Source organism: Streptomyces sp. BK340 (assembly GCF_007827595.1).
In the GTDB taxonomy this organism is placed as follows: domain Bacteria; phylum Actinomycetota; class Actinomycetes; order Streptomycetales; family Streptomycetaceae; genus Streptomyces.
This window is the reverse complement of sequence record NZ_VISR01000039.1, coordinates 19078-37538: the sequence shown is the minus strand read 5'-3', so window position 1 is coordinate 37538 and position 18461 is coordinate 19078. Positions and strand designations below refer to the sequence as shown.

Genomic DNA, 18461 nt, shown 5'->3' with positions numbered 1-18461 from the left:
TGCTCACCTTCCCGCGTCCAGGTCGAAGACGATCCGGGCCTTGATCTCGCCGCGCAACACCGCGTCGATGGACTCGTTGACGGAGGCGAGCGGGCGGGTCTCATAGATGACCTTGGTGCGGCCAGCCGCGTGGAGCTGGAAGACCTCGGCGAGGTCCTGCCGCGTGCCCACGATCGAGCCGATCACCGAGGTGCCGTTGAGGACGGTGTCGAAGATCGGGACCTGGAGTGTGCCGTGCGCGGGCAGGGCCACCATGACGAGCTTTCCGCCGCGCCGCAGGCCGGAGTTGACGGCCTCGAACGCGGCCGGGTTCACGGCGAGCGCGATCGCCGCGTGGGCGCCGCCGTGCTTCTTCAGCTCCTTGCCGACGTCCTGCTTGCGGGCGTCGATGACGAGGTCGGCGCCGAGTTGCGCGGCGAGTTCGAGCTTGTCGTCGGTCACGTCGATGGCCGCGACGGTGGCCCCGGCGATCTTGGCGTACTGCAGGGCGAGGTGGCCGAGGCCGCCGACGCCGGAGATCGCGACGAGCTGGGTGGGGCGGACGTCGGCGACCTTGAGGGCCTTGTACGTGGTGACGCCGGCGCAGGTCAGTGGGGCGGCGTCGAACGGGGTGACGCCGTCGGGCACCGGCTGGGCGAAGTCGGCCCAGGCGAGCATCTTCTCGGCATAGCCGCCGTCGCAGCCGTACCCGGTGTTGATCTGCTGCTCGCACAGCGTCTCCCAGCCGGACAGGCAGTGCTCGCACCGCCCGCACGCCCTGCCGAGCCACGGCACCGCGACGCGCTGCCCGACGGACAGGTGGGTGACGCCCTCGCCGAGCTTCTCGACGACGCCGACACCTTCGTGGCCGGGGACAAAGGGCGGGGTGGGCTTGACGGGCCAGTCGCCGTGGGCGGCGTGGATGTCGGTGTGGCACAGCCCGGAGGCCTCGACACGGATGCGGACCTGACCGGGGCCGGGTTCGGGGTCGAGGCGCTCCTCGATGACGAGGGGCTCGCCGAAGGCTCGTACGACCGCTGCCTTCATGATCTGTTCTCTCCTCTGGAGGGGTGCGGCGGTGGTCTCTCAGTCGTGGGCGACGACGGCGACGGGGGCGGTGGAGTGGTGCAGGACGGCGTGGGTGACGGTGCCGATATGGGCGCCGACGGAGGAGCGGCGGATGCGGCGGCCGACGACGACCAGGGAGGCGTCGTGGGAGGCGTCGATCAGGAGGAGCGAGGGGCTGCCGTACTGCGACTGCTCGACGACCTCGACGTCCGGGTACTTCTGCCGCCAGGGGCGCAGCACCTCGCTCAGGATGGTGCCGTCGCCCTTCGCCATCTCCCGCTCGACCGCGGGCTCCAGGGCCATGCCGTAGGCGTAGTAGGGCGGCGGGTTCCAGGCGTGCACGACCCGCAGCGGCGCCGAGCGGCGAGCGGCGGCCTCGAAGGCGAACCCGATCAGCGCCTCGTCGGGGCCGGCGACGTCGAGCCCGAGGACGACGGGACGAAACCCTGTGGCCGCGGACGGGATGCCCGCGGGGTCCATTTCGTGCTCGTCCCCGGCCTGTTCGCCGGCGTGGACCAGGACGACGGGCCGTTCGGTGTGCGCCACGACCGCGAGGCCGACCGAGCCGGCCAGGAAGCCGCCGATGCCGCCCAGGCGGCGTGAGCCGAGGACGAGCTGTTCGGCGTCCTGAGCCGCCCGGGCCAGGGCCTCGGCGGGGATTCCGGTGAGCTGCTCCGTGGTCACCTCGACGCCCGGGTGGCGCAGCCGCAGTCCCTCGGCGGCCTCGCGAGGAATCCGCTCCGTCCAGTGCTGGAGAGTCTCGGCGCCGCGATGCGTGGCTTCGGCCAGGTGCTCGGGGATCGGCTCCCAGGCGTGGACGAGCTTCACCGGCAGTCCGCGCATCTGCGCCTCGCGGGCCGCCCATTCCGCGGCGGCGCGACTCTCGGGCGAGCCGTCGAGACCCACCATGATGGTGCGGGACATGTTCTCCACCTCCTGAATCGGGACCCGAGGGGGCCCGATTCCAGCGTCGTGTCGGGGGGTTGTTCGGGACAGGGGCCGCTGGTCCTTCAGCGGGGACCATGGGCCCCGGGAGCGGGTCGGCGGGACGGGCCGGGGCGAGGTCCGTCCCCTCGCGTGCGGGTCAGCGCAGCCAGGTGTGGTCACGGACGATCGGCAGCCGTGCCCACAGCCGGCCCAGGCCCCAGGTCGCGCCCGCGCCCACTGCCGCCACGGCGATGAGCGCGACAGCGTAGATCACGTGGTAGTCGGCGAACGGATTCGTCGACATGCTCGGAGAGCCGTTCGCCAGGTGCCTGGCCGGCGGCCACTCGGCCATCCACATCAGCGCCATCATCGCCGTGCCCGCCATCGCCGCCGGCCACAGCGCCACACCGGCCATCACAGCCAGGCCGATACCGAGCAGACCCAGCATGAACAGCCAGTCCGCCCACGTGTCGCCGGCCCACGAGTGGAACGTCGACTCCATCGGCCCCGCGGCGACGGAGCTGAGGAAGCGCTTCGTCGGCGACCCGCCGTCGATCCAGCCCTTGCCGGACACGGTCGCGTAACCCAGGCCGAACGTCTTGTCCAGGAACGCCCACAGGAAGACGAACCCGGTCGGGATGCGCAGGGACGCGAGTGCGTAAGCCTGCGCGGTGTGCGTGCCGAGACGTGCCGACACAGCCAACTTGGAGCCGGAGCCGGTCCGGTGCCAGCGGAAGGCGGCCGACAGGTGGAAGCCCGGGCTCCGGTGAGGGGCTTCGTGCACGGCCATGATGGTGATCCCTTCGGGGATGTATGAATCGTCTTCTCCTTGACGTGTCTCACTCTCGTCCGATGCCTGACGTCACGCCGGATGCCGAAGGTCTCCATCCGTTGGGCTGAACGTCCCTGCATGCCGGGCCCGTTGGGCGGCAGGTGGCGAACCGGGCAGGTTGGACACCGGGCGAGTGTCGCGGTTGATCGCTCAGCCATGGATGCTGGGCCCAGGGAGAGAGGGGTGGCATATGGCTGGGGACGCGGGCGGACGGTCTTCGTGGTGGCGCCGGCTGGCACCTGGCCTCGACGCCCTGCTCGGTTACCAGCACTCGTGGCTGAGAGGCGACCTGCTGGCCGGCGTGACGGTGGCGGCGTACCTCGTGCCACAGGTCATGGCGTACGCGGGTGTTGCCGGGCTGCCACCGGTCGCCGGGCTGTGGGCGATCCTGCCCGCCCTCGCGTTGTATGCGTTGTTCGGTTCCTCCCGGCTGTTGTCGGTGGGGCCCGAGTCGACGACCGCTCTGATGACGGCCACCGTGGTGGGCCCGCTCGCCGGCGGGGACGTGGGGCGTTACGCATCGCTGGCCGCGGCCCTCGCGGTTACGGTCGGCCTGCTGTGCCTGGTCGCGCGGGTGGTGCGATTCGGCTTCCTTGCGGACCTGCTCTCCCGCCCAGTGTTGCTCGGCTATCTGGCCGGGGTGGCGTTGATCATGATGGTGGACCAGCTGCCCAGGCTCACCGGCATACGGACCACCGGTACCGAGTTCTTCGCCCAACTGTGGTCCTTCGCCAGGCACCTGTCGGGCGTCGATGCGAAGACGGTCGTCTTCTCGGCGGTCGCGCTGGTGTTCCTGTTCGCGGCGAAGCGGTACGTGCCGGCGCTGCCGGGACCGCTGTTCGCGGTGGTCCTCGGCACGGCAGTCGTCACCGTCTTCGGCCTCGACCACCGGTACGGCATCAAGGTGATCGGCGAGGTGCCGTCGGGGCTGCCCTCGCTCGCGCTGCCGGCCCTGGGCGAGCTTCCGCACCTCGTACTGCCCGCACTGGGCGTCCTGATCGTTGCATACACCGACTTCATCCTCACCGCGCGCGCCTTCACCGGGCCCACCGACGGCGAACCCGGCCTGGACGCCAACCAGGAGTTCCTGGCGCTCGGAGCGGCCAACCTCGGTGCGGGTGCCCTGCACGGCTTTCCGGTCAGCAGCAGCGCCAGTCGCACCGCGCTTGCCGCCTCGACGGGAGCCCGCAGCCAGGGCTACTCGCTCGTGGCCGGAGCGGTGGTCCTCGCCGTTCTGCTGTTCTTGAGCCCCCTGCTGAGCCGGACGCCTTCGGCGGTGCTGGGGGCGCTCGTCGTATACGCGGCCGTCCGCATGATCGACCTGGCCGGGTTTCGCCGACTGGCGTCGTTCCGTCGCCGCGAACTACTCCTTGCCCTCGGCTGCCTGGCCGGCGTGCTCGCTCTCGACATCCTGTACGGGGTGATCGTGGCGGTCGGCCTGTCGGTGGCCGAACTGCTGACGCGGGTGGCGCGACCGCACGACGCGGTCGAGGGGCTGGTGCCCGGGTTGGCGGGCATGCACGACATCGATGACTATCCGCAGGCTCGCACGATCTCGGGCCTGCTGGTCTACCGCTACGACTCTCCGCTGTTCTTCGCCAACGCGGAGGACTTCCGGCGCCGCGCCCTGGCCGCCGTAGACCGACAGACCGTGCCCGTCCGCTGGTTCGTCCTGAACACCGAGGCGAACGTCGAGGTCGACATCACGGCCCTCGACGCGGTGGACGAGCTGCGCCGCGAACTGGTTCACCGGGGCGTCGTGTTCGCCTTGGCCCGGGTCAAGCAGGACCTGCTGGGCGACCTGAAGGCGTACGGCCTGGCGGACACCGTGGGCACGGACCTCATCTTCCCCACGCTGCCCACCGCGGTGGCCGCCTACCGCGAGTGGAACGGCGAGCGATAGGAACCGTTCCTGGACGCGCGACACGGAGCGGGACCGGCCATCCTCTCTGTCACCCGACCGTGAGGTCCGGCCGGATCAGCGTGCCCGACCTGGCGTGGACGATCTCGTACGCCGCGTCCAGCGCGCCGATCGCGGCCAGGCCGCCGGTGTGCTCGACGAACCGGGCAGCCGCCTCGGTCTTGGGGCCCATGGAGCCGGCCGGGAAACCACCGTGCCGCAGGTCGCGGGGGGTGGCGTCGAGCAGCGGGTGCTGGTCGGGCGTCCCGTAGCCCTCGTAGACGTAGGGAACGTCGGTGAGGATGAGCAGGAAATCAGCCTTGAGGTCCTCGGCGAGCAGGGCCGCGGTGAGGTCCTTGTCAATAACGGCCTCCACCCCGGTGAGTGCGCCGGTGTCGCGGTCGGCGGTGACGGGGACCCCGCCTCCGCCCGCGCAGATCACCAGGGTGCCGCTGTTCAGGAGTTCGTGGATGGTGTCGGTCTCCAGAATGCGTTCGGGTGCGGGTGAGGCGACGACGCGCCGCCAACCGGTGGTGTCCCGGGCGATGTGCCAGCCCCGCTTGCGGGCCAGCTTCTCGGCCAGCTGGCGGGAGTACACCTGGCCGACGAACTTCGTGGGCTGTTCGAAGGCGGGATCGTCGGTCCGCACGAGGGTGTGCGTGACAAGGGCGGCGATCCGGTGTCCGGGCAGAGCATCGTGCATGGCACGGGTGAGCAGGGAACCGATCATGCCCTCCGTCTGGGCGCCGAGCAGGTCCAGCGGGTAGGGGGCACTGAGCGCTGGGTCGGCCTCGCTCTCCATGGCGAGCAGCCCGATCTGCGGGCCGTTGCCGTGGGTGATGACCAGTTCGTGCTCGTGGGCCAGGGCTGCCAGGGCGGTGGCGGCCCGGTCGATGTTGGCCTGCTGGATGGCGGCATCGGGGCGTTCGCCGCGGTGCAGCAGGGCGTTGCCGCCGAGTGCGACGACGATGCGCATGGTTCAGTCCTCCAGGGTGGCGACGAGTACGGCCTTGATGGTGTGCAGCCGGTTCTCGGCCTGGTCGAAGACGATCGAGGCGGGCGAGGAGAAGACCTCGTCGGTGACTTCGAGGCCGTTCAGGCCGTAGGTCTCGAACATTTCCTGACCGAGCCGGGTGCGGTGGTCGTGGAGGGAGGGCAGACAGTGCATGAACTTCACGTCCGGGTTGCCGGTGAGGGCGAGCGTCTTGTCGTTGACCTGGTATGGAAGCAGCAGTTCGATCCGCTCGCGCCAGGTGTCGGCCGGTTCGCCCATGGAGACCCAGACGTCCGTGTGCAGGAAGTCGGCGCCGTGTACGGCGGTCTCAACGTCCTCGGTGAGGGTGATGCGCGCCCCGCGACGGCTGGCCACTTCACGGCATGTGTCGACCAGAGCGGATTCCGGCCACAGCGCCTGCGGCGCGGCGATGCGCACGTCCATGCCGAGCAATGCGCCCATCGACAGCAGCGAGTTGCCCATGTTGTTGCGGGCGTCGCCCAGGTAGCAGTAGCTGACATCCGTGAGCGGCTTGGTGCTGTGCTCGCGCATGGTCAGCATGTCGCACAGGCTCTGGGTGGGGTGGGCGGTGTCGGTCAGGCCGTTGTAGACGGGGACGCCGGCGTGGGCGGCGAGGTCGGTGACGATCGACTGGGCGGAGCCCCGGTACTCTACGCCGTCGAACATGCGGCCGAGGACGCGGGCGGTGTCGGCGATGGACTCCTTATGACCGACGTGGGTGTCGCCGGGGCCGAGGTAGGTGGTGCGGGCGCCCTGGTCGGCGGCGGCGACCTCGAAGGCGCAGCGGGTGCGGGTGGAGGTCTTCTCGAAGATCAGGGCGATGTGCTTGCCGGACAGCTGTGGCTGTTCGGTGCCGGCTCGCTTGGCCGCCTTGAGGTCCTGGGCGAGATCGAGGAGGTGGTGGATCTCGGGGGCGGTGAAGTCGAGTTCGCTCAGGTAGGAGCGGCCTCGCAGGTCGACGGTCATGGTGGTGTCCTTACGGGGTCAGGCGAGCGGGTCGCGCTCGATGGGGCAGCTCATGCAGCGCGGGCCGCCCCGGCCGCGGCCGAGTTCGGCACCGGCGATCGTGACGATCTCGATGCCCTGCTTGCGCAGGTAGGTGTTGGTGGTGACGTTGCGCTCGTAGCCGACGACCACACCGGGTGCGACGGCGAGGAAGTTGCTGCCGTCGTCCCACTGCTCGCGCTCGGCGTTGCGGATGTCCTGGGGAGCCGAGAGCATCCGCACCTTGTCCAGGTCGAGGGCCTCGGCGAGCGCGGTCGCGAGATCGGAGTTCGCGGTGACGTCGAAACCGGTCTCGCGCTCGGAGCTGGGCCGCAGCGTCCAGGAGCGCAGGGAGTCGGCGAGGCCCGGGTAGATGACGAAGGCGTCGCGGTCGACCATGGTCAGCACGGTGTCCAGGTGCATGTACGCGCGGGCTGCGGGCAGCTGGACGGCGATCAGCCTGCTCGCCGTACCGGCCGCGAAGAGCCGGGCGGCCAGATTCTCCACGGCCTGGGCCGTGGTGCGCTCCCCCATCCCGACCATGACGGTGCCGTTGCCGAGGACGTGAACGTCCCCGCCTTCGAGGGTGCCGACGGGTCCGTCGAGCAGCGGTGCGGGCGCGACGCCGGCGAACATCGGGTGGAACCGGTAGATGGCCTCGGCATGCAGGCTCTCGCGTCGCCGGGCGGACTTGGCCATCGGGTTGACCGACACCTGGTCGTACACCCAGCAGGAGTTGTCCCGCGGGAAGAGGTGGTTGGGCAGTGGGGCGAGGGCGAAGTCGTCGGGCCCGAGCGTGTTCCACACCAGGCTGTGCGGGGTGGCGAGCGGCAGATCGCTCTTGAGGAGCCCGCCGATCAGATAGCCGGCGAGAGTCTCGCCGTCGAGTTCGGAACAGAGTTCGCGTACCGGGTCGATGAGGGCCGGGCCCACGGTGCCGGGAGTGACGACCCGGTCCAGCAGCCAGTCCCGCGCCTCGGGGACGTCCAGGGTCTGGGCGAGCAGGTCGGCGAAGTAGTGGACGCGGGCGCCGTGGTCGCGCAGGACCTGCGCGAAGGCGTCGTGCTCCTCGCGGGCCCTCTTGGCCCACAGGATGTCGTCGAAGAGCAGGGCGTCGACGTTGCGCGGGGTGAGGCGGGAGAGTTCGAGGCCGGGGCGGTGCAGGATCACCTGGCGCAGGCGGCCGGTCTCCGAGTCGACGTGGAAGGTGTTCATCGCGGAAGTTCCTCTGTGCTTGGGGGCGGTCAGTCGTGGTGGCGGAAGTCGTTGCGCTTCCGGGCTCCGCTGGTGCGGCTGGTCCGGAGCCCTCGGGAGAGCCGCTGGGCCGACGGGGGCGTCTCGGGTGCGCGTTCCGACCGGTCCACGGTCGCCGCGGTCCTCGGCGCCGTGGCCTCGCCGAAGGCGTCCTGTCCCCGCTTCAGCCAGACGTAGACGGGGACGCCGAGCAGCAGCACGAACAGGCCGTAGTAGACGGTCTGGTAGCCGCTTCCCTGGATCGACCAGTACGAGAAGGCGAGGGCGAGCGCGGCGACGGTGATGTCACGGGCGAGCCTGCGGGGGCTGAGGCTGTCCCGGCCGCGGACCAGCAGCCAGTACAGCTGGGCGGCGGCGGAGAAGAGGTACGGGATGACGGCCGTCAGCACGCTGAGCAACACGATCTTGGTGAAGACGTCGTCGAAGCGCGTGTAGCTGAACACGGTGATCAGTGAGGCCAGCACCGTGGAAGCGACGATGCCGAAGGCCGGGACGCCACCCTCGCCGCGCAGCCGGGCGAAGGCCTGCGGGAAGAGACCGTCGCGGGTGGCCGCGTACGGCATCTCCGCGCACAGCATGGTCCAACCGTTCAGAGCGCCGATGCCGGAGATGATCGCGGCCACGGCGACAATGTCTCCGGCCCAGCTGCCGCCGAAGATGTTGTTCGCGGCGTCGGTGAACGGTGCGGTCGAGCCGCCCAGCTTGCCGTGTGCGACGGTGCCGAAGACGGCGAGGGTGCCCAGGATGTAGATGACGGCGCAGATGAGCGTGCCGTAGACGGTGGCGCGGGGAACGTTGCGCCCCGGCTCGCGCACGCGTCCGGCGACGACGGAGGCTGCTTCCAGGCCCAGGTAGCTGAACAGGGCGATGGCGCCCGCGGCCGAGATCGCGCCCAGCGCCGACTGGCCGCTGGCGTTGAACGGGCCGAAGTTGCGGGCGTCGATGAACAACAGCCCGACGGTGGCCATGAAGATCAGGGGAACGAACTTCAGCACGGTCGTGATCACCTGGAAGGCGCCCATGTTGCGGATGCCGGTGAGGTTGATCGCGGCGGGAATCCACAGCCCGACCAGCGCGAGAAGCACCGACGCCCACTTGTCGTGCCCGGTGTTCACGAACACCTCGACGTAGCCGACCCACGCCACGACGATGGCCGCGTTGCCGGCCCAGGCCGTGATCCAGTACGACCATGCGTTGAGGAACCCGGCGAACTCCCCGAAGGCCTCGCGGGCGTAGACGTACGGCCCACCGCTCGCCGGAACGCGCTTGGACAGCGCCCCGAAGGTCAGCGCCAGCGCGAGCGCGCCGAGGGTGACGGCGATGAAAGCGACGAGGGAGATGGGCCCGTACGGGGCAAGGGCGGAGGGTAGCGCGAACACTCCGGTTCCGATGATGCTGCCGATGACGAGCGCGGAGGCGGCGGGAAGGCCGAGCGCCGCTGTAGGCGCCGTCCCCTTTCCGTCTCCTGTGGTTCTGGGCATGGCTGAGGCTCCTTACGGACCGGTGTGGGTGAGTGGATCCGCAGCTGATCTTTGTGCCCCTCAGCCGCGCACGGTCAGCGGCCACACGGCCCATGCGCGACCCCGATGGTCCCGCTGCCGTGGGTCTGGCCAGCCCAACTCTTCCGTTTCCCGGTGCTCCTGGTCACAGGACATGGGTCGTTCGGTCCACGGCATGGCCCGGCCAGCCCCATCGTCAGCACCGTTGCGAACTGGACCATCGAGGGCAGGAGCTACGGCCTGGCTCGCAATGCGATGTCAACCGGCCGAGAGTGCCATGTCCTTACGGCTCGTTCGAGATGGGGCTCGCACACCCCATGAGCCGCGAGGGCTTCCGCGCGAGTTTCGTGTTGGGGAGGCACGGTCCTCGCGCCGCGGCCGCCGCCCTCGCCGACACGGGGGCGGCGGCCGTCTTCACTGCCATCTGCTCTGAGGCCGGATGGCCCCGCTCCGGACGCCCGATGGCCCCTCCCTCGACTGGAGTCGGCGCCACACGCTGGAGGTACCAGTTCGTGTACCCCGTCCGGGAGGCCGGCCATGAATACCCCGAGCATGCTGCGCGCGCTGCCCACCCAGCACCGGCAACGGCTCATGCGTCTTGCCCGGGAAGTGACCTTCCCGCAGGGGACGCGCATCTTCAACGAAGGTGCGCATGCGGACCGGTTCTGGATCACCGCACCGGCTCCATCGAGCTCGACACACACGTACCCGGCCGGCGCCACGCGATCAGCGAGACCCTCGGTCACAACGAACTCGTCGGCCTGTCCTGGCTGTTCGTGCCGCACGTGTGGCATATGGCGCCACAGCGGCGACCCAGGTGCGGGCCTACGAGTTCGACGCCACGGCCGTCCGTTCCCTCTGCCAGGACGACCCAGCACTCGGACGTGCCGTCACTCAGTGGGTTGGCGACGTGCTGGCCCACCGCCTCCGTACTACCAGGAGCCGGCTGCTGGACCTCTACGCCCCATACGGCGCCGGAAGCGCCGTGTGAGCGGCCCGGCCTGACGAAGGCGTCCCGGTGTACAGCACCCCACGCATCGTCAGTGACGCCATCTCCCACACGGTCGCCGCCGTCGGCCGACGGGCCGCCTTCAAAGAGATCGTGCAGTTCATGCAGGACTGGAAGGTCAGCGCCCTGGCCGTCCTCGAGGGCGAGGGCCGCGTGGTCGGCGTCGTCTCCGAGGCCGACCTGCTGCCCAAGGAGGAGTTCCGCGACAGCGACCCCGACCGGGCCACACAGCTGCGCCGTCTCGACGACCTGGCCAAGGCGGGCGGCCTCACCGCCGAGGGCCTCATGACCTCCCCCGCCCTCACCGTCCGCGCGGACGCGACCCTGGCCCAGGCCGCACGGAGCCGCGGCCACGGGGGCCGCGAGGGTCAGCGCGGGCGGCATGGCGCACGCCAAGGTCAAGCGGCTGCCCGTCGTCGACCACGTGGGCATGCTGCAAGGCATCGTCAGCCGCGCCGACCTGCTGAAGGTGTTCCTGCGGGACGACGATGAGATCGCCGAGGAGGTGCGGCGGGAGGTCGTGGCATATCTCTTCGCTGCTCCGGTGTCGGCTGTGCGGGTGGATGTACGGAACGGTGTCGTGACGCTCACCGGCCATGCCCGGGACACATCCCTGGTCCCCATGGCCGCGCGTCTGGTCCGGGCCGTCGAGGGCGTGGTCGACGTGGAGTTCGAGCTGATGCGCTCCGAAGGCCCTGCGGAGCCAATGGCCGCCCCCGCGAACGGCGGCGAAAACCTGTCTCGGGCCTGACCGGCAACTTCTTGCAGAACAGCGGGATCCTCGCCGGGCCGGTCCGACCCTCCACCACGGCGCCCACCATGTCCGTCTCACTGGCCAGGGACGGAGTGGTCCCTGGTGGTGGAGGAGGTTACGAGCCGGGCGCTGAGCACGTTGCCCGGCGATTCATTCTGGTCCGCGCCGGTTCCGGGATTCAGTGCCCTTCCTGCCGCTGTCGGTCCTGGACCTGGGTGGCGATGACGGCAGCCTGGATACGGCGCTCGACGCCGAGCTTGGCCAGCAGACGGGAGATGTGGTTCTTCACCGTCTTCTCGGCCAGGTACAGCCGCTGGCCGATCTGGCGGTTGGTCAGCCCCTCACCGATCAGAGCCAGGATCTCCCGCTCCCGCTCGGTCAGACCTTGCAGTCCGTCGGGCTGCTCCTCCTCCTGCTGGCCGCCACGCAGCCGGGCCATCAGCCTGGTGGTCGCACTGGCGTCCAGCAGGGACTGGCCGCCGGCCACGGTGCGCACGGCGGACACCAGGTCGGAGCCCTGGATCTGCTTCAGAACGTAACCGGACGCGCCCGCCATGATCGAGTCGAGCAGTGCCTCCTCGTCGTCGAAGGAGGTCAGCATGAGGCAGGACAGCTCCGGCATGCGGGAGCGTAGCTCCCGGCACACGGTCACGCCGTCGCCGTCGGGGAGACGGACGTCCAGCACTGCCACCTGCGGGCGCAACGCCGGTACCCGCACCAGTGCCTGCTCCGCCGTGCCGGCCTCACCGATCACCTCGATGTCCGGCTCGTCGTTCAGCAGGTCGCGCACGCCGCGCCGCACCACCTCGTGGTCGTCCATCAGGAAGACCCGGATCGGGTTATCGGCGCCGGGCTGCTCACTGTCCGCCATCAAACTGCTCCCTGGTTCCGCGTTGCGTACCGATGTCCGCTCGTTGACGGAATCGGCCCTCAGTGTCGAGATCTTTTCTCGCACGGGGCCGAAGGACCAGGGCCGGTCGGCCCTGTTCTCCGTACATAGTGTCCCTCGGCCGTGAGACACCGCTGCCACCAGGGTGCGAAACGGCCAACTGTGATGAACCTGGCATTCGCACCGCGAACTCGCCAGCCACCCTAAGAGTGAAGGTCCAATGGCCCCACTACTCGGACCCGACAGCCCTGGGCCAGGACCGGTGCCCGCAGAAGTCTGGAGCCGCTGCGAAACGATCAGAAGGAGCGGAGCACATGACTGCCAAGGACACCAGCACCCAGGTCACCTGCGCCGCCGCCGTGGAGGTGCGCGTGGAGGGCGATGTGGACGAGGAAGCCGTCACATACCTCCGGGAGAAGGTCGACGCGGTCCTCGGCCGGCCCGGCATTCCAGCGGTGAGCGGTGCGGTGAGGGTCACCAGGGCGGTGGCACATCACGCCGAGCGGCCCTGGTCCGCCGGGGCCGAGCTCGTCGTGGGGAACACCCTCGTGGTCGTGCATGCCCAGGAGGCCACGGGACACGAACTGGCGGACCGGCTGCAGGACCGGCTGCGCACCCAGATGAACCGGGTCCTGCACCGCAAGGAGGAGGCCCGCAGGTCGGCCACTCCGCCTCCGTGGCGCGGCGGCCCCACCGACAGCGGCCGGGAGTAAAGCCCTTCGTGAGCCTCCGCTGCGGCGCGGTCGCCCTCCTTCGCGTACGTGTGGTTCCTGCGTTCGGCGAGGGAGCTGCCCGGACGGGTCACCAGGCCTCGCCCGACCAGTGCCGGTCAGCCCCCGGAAGGGACCATCGGCACCTGGGAGTCGGGATCAGGCGCGACGAGGGTGGAGGCGTGAGCGGCACCGAATCCCCCGCGGTGCCGCTCCGGTCCGCACACCGTCGGCCGACGCCGACGGCTCTCGTCAACGGAGGCGCTCCCCCAATGACCCGTCATCAGGCCGGAATCCAGGCAACAGCAGCTGCCGACGCGCCGCCCGACATCACCATCGCCGTGGACCAGCTGGTCACGAACGGACTCAAGGCGCTCGCCGACTACGACGCCCTCACCCAGGAGGAGGTCGACCACATCGTCAAGAAGGCCTCGGTCGCCGCCCTGGACCAGCACACCGCTCTGGCCCGCCTCGCCGTGGAGGAGACAGGGCGCGGTGTCTTCGAGGACAAGGCGGCCAAGAACATGTTCGCCTGCGAGCACGTCACGCACAGCATGGGCCCGATGAAGACCGTCGGCGTTATCTCCCGTGACGACATCGAGGACATGATCGAGGTGGCCGAGCCGGTCGGCGTGGTCTGCGCGATCACACCGGTCACCAACCCGACCTCCACCACCGTCTTCAAGGCCCTGATGGCTCTGAAGACGCGCAATCCGATCGTGTTCGCCTTCCACCCCTCGGCCCAGCGGTGCAGTACCGCGGCTGCCCGGATCGTACGGGACGCGGCCGTCGCCGCTGGCGCACCGGAGCACTGCGTGCAGTGGATCGAGACGCCATCGGTGGAGGCGACCGGCATCCTGATGCGCCACCCGGGCGTCTCGCTGATCCTCGCCACCGGCGGCAACGCCATGGTCCGGGCTGCCTACTCGGCGGGCAAGCCCGCCCTGGGCGTCGGCGCGGGCAACGTGCCGGCCTACGTGCACAAGAGCGCGAAGCTGCGCCGGGCCGTCAACGACCTGGTGCTGTCCAAGTCGTTCGACAACGGCATGATCTGCGCCTCCGAACAGGCCGTCATCCTGGACGACGAGATCTACGACGCCGCACTGGCCGAATTCCACACCCTGCACGCTCACCTGGCGACCGCCGAGGAGAAGGCGAAGCTGGAAGCCTTCCTGTTCCCGACCGACCGCACCAGCACGGGCTGCGAGCCCAAGGTCAACGCCGAAGCCGTCGGTCAGAGTCCGGCCTGGATCGCCGAGCAGGCAGGCTTCACCGTCCCGGGCGACACCTCACTGATCCTGGTCGAGGCCGAACGGGTGGGCCTCGACGAGCCGCTGACCCGCGAGAAGCTGTGCCCGGTGCTCGCGGTGCTGCGCGCCGACTCCGAACAGCAGGGCTTCGACCTCGCCGCCGACATGGTCGCCTTCCACGGCCAGGGCCACACCGCGGTCATCCACACCGAGGACCCCGACCTCGCGGAGGAGTACGGCCAGCGCATGAAAACCGTACGGATCATCGTCAACGCCCCGTCCTCACAGGGGGCCATCGGCGGCATCTACAACAGCATGCTGCCGTCGCTCACCCTGGGCTGCGGCTCGTGGGGGCACACCTCGGTGTCCAACAACGTCTCCGCCGTCCAGCTGCTGAACATCAAGCGGGTCAGCGCGCGCCGCAACAACCTGCAGTGGTTCAAAGTGCCGCCGAAGATTTACTTCGAGCCGCAGTCCCTGCGCTACCTGTCCTCCATGCCGGACGTCCACCGCGTCACGGTCGTCACGGACGCCACCATGACCCGCCTCGGCTTCGTCGACCGCGTCAGCCGCGTCCTGCAACGCCGTCACGAACCCGTCACCCTCCAGATCATCGACAACGTCGAACCCGAGCCGAGCATCGACTCCGTCCAGCGCGGCGCCCAGCTCATGCGGGACTTCCGCCCGGACACCATCATCGCGCTCGGCGGCGGCTCCCCTATGGACGCCGCGAAGGTGATGTGGCTCCTGTATGAGCACCCGGACATCGACTTCGCCGACATGCGGCAGAAGTTCTCCGACATCCGCAAGCGCGCCTTCCGCTTCCCGGTCCTCGGCACCCGTGCCCGCCTCGTTTGCGTACCCACCACCTCCGGCACCGGCGCGGAGGTCACCCCCTTCGCGGTCATCTCCGACCCCGCGAGCGGCAAGAAGTACCCGCTCGCCGACTACGCACTCACCCCGAGCGTGGCCATCGTCGACCCACTGCTCACTGCGGACCTGCCTCCGGCGCTGGCGGCCGACAGCGGCTTCGACGCCCTCACCCACGCCATAGAGGCGTACGTGTCCGTCTACGCCAACGACTTCACCGACGGCCTGGCCCTGCACGCGATCCGCCTGATCTTCGACAACATCGAAGCCGCGGTCAACGACCGCACCGGCCGTCCCGACGCGCGGGAGAGGATGCACAACGCCGGCACGATCGCGGGCATGGCTTTCGGCAACGCCTTCCTCGGCATAGTCCACGCCATGTCGCACACCCTCGGTGCCACCTTCCACATCGCCCACGGCCGCACCAACGCGGTCCTGCTGCCGCACGTCATCCGCTACAACGGGACTGTTCCGGCGAAGCTCACGGGCTGGCCCAAGTACGAGAGCTACCGCGCTCCCGAACGCTTCCAGGACATCGCCCGCGCCCTCAGCCTGCCGGCGGCCACCGCGCAGGAGGGCGTGGAGTCGCTGGCCCGCGCGGTGGAGCGGCTACGCGATGCCGTGGGCATCGAGCCGTCCTTCCAGGCCCTGGGCGTCGACGAGCGCGCCTTCCTCGACGCCCTGCCCCGACAGGCCTTGAACGCGTACGAAGACCAGTGCGCGCCCGCCAACCCACGCATGCCGATGCTCGACGACATGCAGGAGATCATGCGCATGGCCTACTACGGCGACGAACCTCGGCGGCCGGACACGGACAAGGGCCGAACGGCCCTGGCGTGAAGAGCCCTCAGGCCGTTCCAATGACCTGATCGAACCTGCCCGCGGCGCCCGACCTGGTGCGCCGCGGACAGGCAGCCGCGCAGGCCTCGAAGGGACGTCGCACATGCCCTACCGGCGCACCGCCCGTCGCCACAGTGACAGACCACGTATCTGCCTGGTCACGCCGGCCGAAGACACACAGCAGTGAGCAACGAAACCGCACGGAAGCCACCCCATGACCCCTGACACCACGCAGACTGTCCCGACCGGGCCGCGCCGGAGCATAGAGCTGGACAGCGCCGAAGCCCTGCGGCTACTGGGCAGCGTCTCCTTCGGCAGGATCGTCTTCACCCGCCAGGCACTGCCGACCGTCCGCCCGGTCAACCACGTCCTTGACAACGGCGACATCGTCATCCGCACCTACGAGGGCGCAGCTCTGACCGCACGCGCCGGGCAGGCCGACGGCCAAGGCGTCGTGGTGGCGTATGAGGCCGACTGCATAGACCCCGACACCCACCTCGGCTGGAGCGTCGTGGTCACCGGCTACGCCCGACTGGTGACCGACTCGCATGAGCTGGCCCGCTACCAGGAACTGCTCACCCCCTGGGTGAACGAGACCATGGACTACGCCGTACGCATCCGACCCGACCTGATCACCGGGGTCCGACTCACCGCGGACCAGGAACACGATCCCGCCTGATCGCGGTGTTCGGTTCCGACTGAAGGCGGCGTGAGAACTGGAGCGTTCTCACGCCGCCTTCAGTGGGATACGGGCTCTGGCTCGCCCGGCAACCTGTCAATCGTGGGGGACCACCGCGACCGGTGCGGTGGCGTGGTGCAGCACCGCGTGGGCGACCGGCCCGATCACCGTGCCGATCGGCGTCCGGCGCAGGCGGCGACCGATCACGACGAGGGACGCGTCGCGCGAGGCCTCCACGAGGTGCGAGCCGGCCTTGCCGATCACGGCCTGCTCTGTCACGTCGACGCCCGGAAACTTGTCCCGCCAGGGCTCCAGCGCCTCGGACAGGGCACGGTGCATCTCGCCGGTGAGTTCGTCGTGCAGTTCGGCGTTTAGGTCGCCGCCGTTGTCGTAGTAGGACAGTTCCGGGCTCCGACCGTGGACGACACGCAACCTCGTGGCGCGCTGCAAGGCTGCTTCGAAGGCGAATCCGATCACGGTGTCGTTCGGAGCCGCGCAGTTGAGGCCCAAGACTACGTCCCGGAACGCCATGGCCCCGGAACCAACGGCGCCAAGCTGGTGTTCGTCCTCGGAACGCAGGCCACCCCACACGAGGACGACAGGCCGCCGGCTGCCCGCCACGACCGCCTGGGCGACGGACCCGACCAGGAATCCGGCTACACCGCCCAGGCCTCGAGAGCCCAGCACCAATAGGTCGGCTGCTTGAGCCGCACCAAGCAAGGCCGTGACGGGTTCTTCGGTAAGACGGTCGGTGGTGATCCGCAGGCCCGGGTGGCGCCGCGCGATCGTCGCTTCGGCCTTACGAAGCATGTGGTCCGCCTGGCGCATCTGCTCGTCCGGACTCAGGGACCCCTGGGATGCCCCACCCAGGGGCGCGTAGGGCTGCTGCCGCCCAAGGGCGTGGACCAAGTGCAGCGGGAGGTCCCGGAGCAGGGCTTCCCTGGCTGCCCAGTCGGCGGCAGTCAGGCTCTCCGGGGATCCGTCCAAGCCTGCGGTGATGGTGCGGGGCATCTCGGCCTCCTTCAAAGTCACGAACTCAGTGTCGAGGCCAGGTACTTGGGGCAGGAGAGGCCTCAGGTCCCTGCACGGAGGCCGAGTGGCCCACACGCGGGTGAACTTACGGCGGAGATCGGCCTACTGACAACGCCCGCAACCCGTGCTCCCGGAACTGCTCGCGGACGCGTTCCGTCAGCTCCGGATCGGGCACGGGCGTCTCGCGTAGCGGGAACTCGATACCCAGGGCCTCGTACTTGTGGGCGTCGAGTTGTGGAAGGGCAGGACGTCCACCCGGTCGACATTGCTCAACCCGGCCAAGAAGGCGCCGAGAGCGTCTACGGCGGACGGGTCGTCTGGCGTGACCTGCCGGAACGCTATGGCTCATGGCAGACGGTCTACGCCCGCTTCGGCCGCTACGCCCGCGCACGGGAGCAGTCGGGGTGCACCCCGTGGGGGCATGCTGCGCAGCACCGTGTTCGGGAACGACAGTGACGGGACGTCGTGTGCTACAGCCTGCTCCGCGATCCTCGCCCGGACGGCGGGGTGAGGGAGGTGAACCCCTTCACGCACGCCGGGGCCGTCACGACCACCGCAGCACCGTTCCGGGGGGAGCGTGCCGGGCAGTCGGCCCACGGCTCGTCCTGCTCCCGAAGTGACCAGGCCGCGGCCGGCAGGACGAGCCTTCCGTCGTGACTTCCCGGCGATCTGATCGACGGCGGTGAGGTGGGTACGGTCGGGGTGACCAGGACGGTGGCGGTGCTTTCTCGTGTGTGAGCCGGGTGATCAGGTCGATGACGGCGGCGCTGCGTTCGACACTGCCCACGGGCCCAGCACCACGGCGAGTCGACGAGCCGTATGGGTGCTGGGCCGAACGGCCCACCGTCGGCCTGCGCTTGGCCCGCTCGGCCCTCCGCTTCGACCTGACCGGCCCATGCCACCGAAAGGCCGCCGCTGTCACCTTCGTGTGTGTGACGACGAGGAGGTGCGGAGACATGCGCGAGGAGAG

Annotated in this window: 13 protein-coding genes and 3 pseudogenes; 6 read left to right on the top strand and 10 right to left on the bottom strand. The window is 69.7% G+C overall.

Going from position 1 to position 18461, the window contains the following annotated elements:
• Positions 1-3: 3 nt before the first annotated feature.
• The 3 genes from adhP to FB157_RS42685 all read right to left on the bottom strand — a co-directional run bounded on the left by adhP (position 4) and on the right by FB157_RS42685 (position 2764).
• Positions 4-1026 (bottom strand): alcohol dehydrogenase AdhP, encoded by a 1023-nt coding sequence (gene adhP, locus FB157_RS42695; RefSeq protein WP_145886584.1) that lies wholly within the window; start codon positions 1024-1026, stop codon positions 4-6.
• Positions 1027-1065: 39 nt separating this feature from the next.
• Positions 1066-1971 carry a universal stress protein gene (locus FB157_RS42690; RefSeq protein ID WP_145886582.1) on the bottom strand — a complete coding sequence of 302 codons (906 nt, stop codon included), beginning with the start codon at positions 1969-1971 and terminating at the stop codon, positions 1066-1068.
• A 160-nt stretch (positions 1972-2131) separates the two neighbouring features.
• Positions 2132-2764, bottom strand: coding sequence for a hypothetical protein (locus FB157_RS42685; RefSeq protein WP_145886580.1), 633 nt, complete (start codon positions 2762-2764; stop codon positions 2132-2134).
• A 232-nt stretch (positions 2765-2996) separates the two neighbouring features.
• Here FB157_RS42685 and FB157_RS42680 point away from each other — a divergent pair, with 232 nt between their 5' ends.
• Positions 2997-4709, top strand: coding sequence for a SulP family inorganic anion transporter (locus FB157_RS42680; protein WP_145886578.1), 1713 nt, complete (start codon positions 2997-2999; stop codon positions 4707-4709).
• A gap of 49 nt (positions 4710-4758) precedes the next feature.
• Here FB157_RS42680 and FB157_RS42675 read toward each other — a convergent pair whose 3' ends face one another.
• From FB157_RS42675 to FB157_RS42660, 4 genes are read right to left on the bottom strand one after another with little or no spacing between them, the layout of a single operon-like run.
• Positions 4759-5682 carry a carbamate kinase gene (locus FB157_RS42675; protein ID WP_145886576.1) on the bottom strand — a complete coding sequence of 308 codons (924 nt, stop codon included), beginning with the start codon at positions 5680-5682 and terminating at the stop codon, positions 4759-4761.
• 3 nt (positions 5683-5685) lie between these two features.
• Complete coding sequence (argF, locus tag FB157_RS42670) at positions 5686-6687, bottom strand: ornithine carbamoyltransferase (protein WP_145886574.1); 1002 nt, start codon at positions 6685-6687, stop codon at positions 5686-5688.
• 18 nt (positions 6688-6705) lie between these two features.
• Positions 6706-7920: an arginine deiminase gene (locus FB157_RS42665; protein WP_145886572.1), complete on the bottom strand. Its 1215-nt coding sequence runs from the start codon at positions 7918-7920 to the stop codon at positions 6706-6708.
• A gap of 29 nt (positions 7921-7949) precedes the next feature.
• Complete coding sequence (locus FB157_RS42660; RefSeq protein WP_145886570.1) at positions 7950-9440, bottom strand: APC family permease; 1491 nt, start codon at positions 9438-9440, stop codon at positions 7950-7952.
• 555 nt (positions 9441-9995) lie between these two features.
• Here FB157_RS42660 and FB157_RS49080 point away from each other — a divergent pair.
• Both FB157_RS49080 and FB157_RS42650 read left to right on the top strand, forming a co-directional pair.
• A pseudogene (locus tag FB157_RS49080) lies at positions 9996-10449 on the top strand (cyclic nucleotide-binding domain-containing protein).
• A 27-nt stretch (positions 10450-10476) separates the two neighbouring features.
• Positions 10477-11218: pseudogene (locus tag FB157_RS42650) on the top strand (CBS domain-containing protein).
• Between the two features lie 181 nt (positions 11219-11399).
• Here FB157_RS42650 and FB157_RS42645 read toward each other — a convergent pair.
• Positions 11400-12092 carry a response regulator transcription factor gene (locus tag FB157_RS42645; protein ID WP_145886568.1) on the bottom strand — a complete coding sequence of 231 codons (693 nt, stop codon included), beginning with the start codon at positions 12090-12092 and terminating at the stop codon, positions 11400-11402.
• 332 nt (positions 12093-12424) lie between these two features.
• Here FB157_RS42645 and FB157_RS42640 point away from each other — a divergent pair, with 332 nt between their 5' ends.
• From FB157_RS42640 to FB157_RS42630, 3 genes are all read left to right on the top strand, one after another.
• Complete coding sequence (locus FB157_RS42640; RefSeq protein WP_145886566.1) at positions 12425-12823, top strand: hypothetical protein; 399 nt, start codon at positions 12425-12427, stop codon at positions 12821-12823.
• A 269-nt stretch (positions 12824-13092) separates the two neighbouring features.
• A complete protein-coding gene (adhE, locus tag FB157_RS42635) occupies positions 13093-15780 on the top strand; it encodes a bifunctional acetaldehyde-CoA/alcohol dehydrogenase (RefSeq protein WP_145886564.1) in 2688 nt (895 codons plus the stop codon).
• 214 nt (positions 15781-15994) lie between these two features.
• On the top strand, positions 15995-16459 hold the full coding sequence (locus FB157_RS42630; protein ID WP_145886562.1) for a pyridoxamine 5'-phosphate oxidase family protein: 465 nt from the start codon (positions 15995-15997) through the stop codon (positions 16457-16459).
• 96 nt (positions 16460-16555) lie between these two features.
• On the opposite strand, the gene FB157_RS42625 is transcribed toward FB157_RS42630, so the two are convergent.
• Entirely contained in the window at positions 16556-17470 is a 915-nt protein-coding gene (locus FB157_RS42625; protein ID WP_145886560.1) for a universal stress protein, read from the bottom strand.
• A gap of 106 nt (positions 17471-17576) precedes the next feature.
• Positions 17577-17809, bottom strand: a pseudogene (locus FB157_RS49070) (pyruvate formate-lyase 1-activating enzyme); the annotation flags it as partial.
• Positions 17810-18461: the final 652 nt, after the last annotated feature.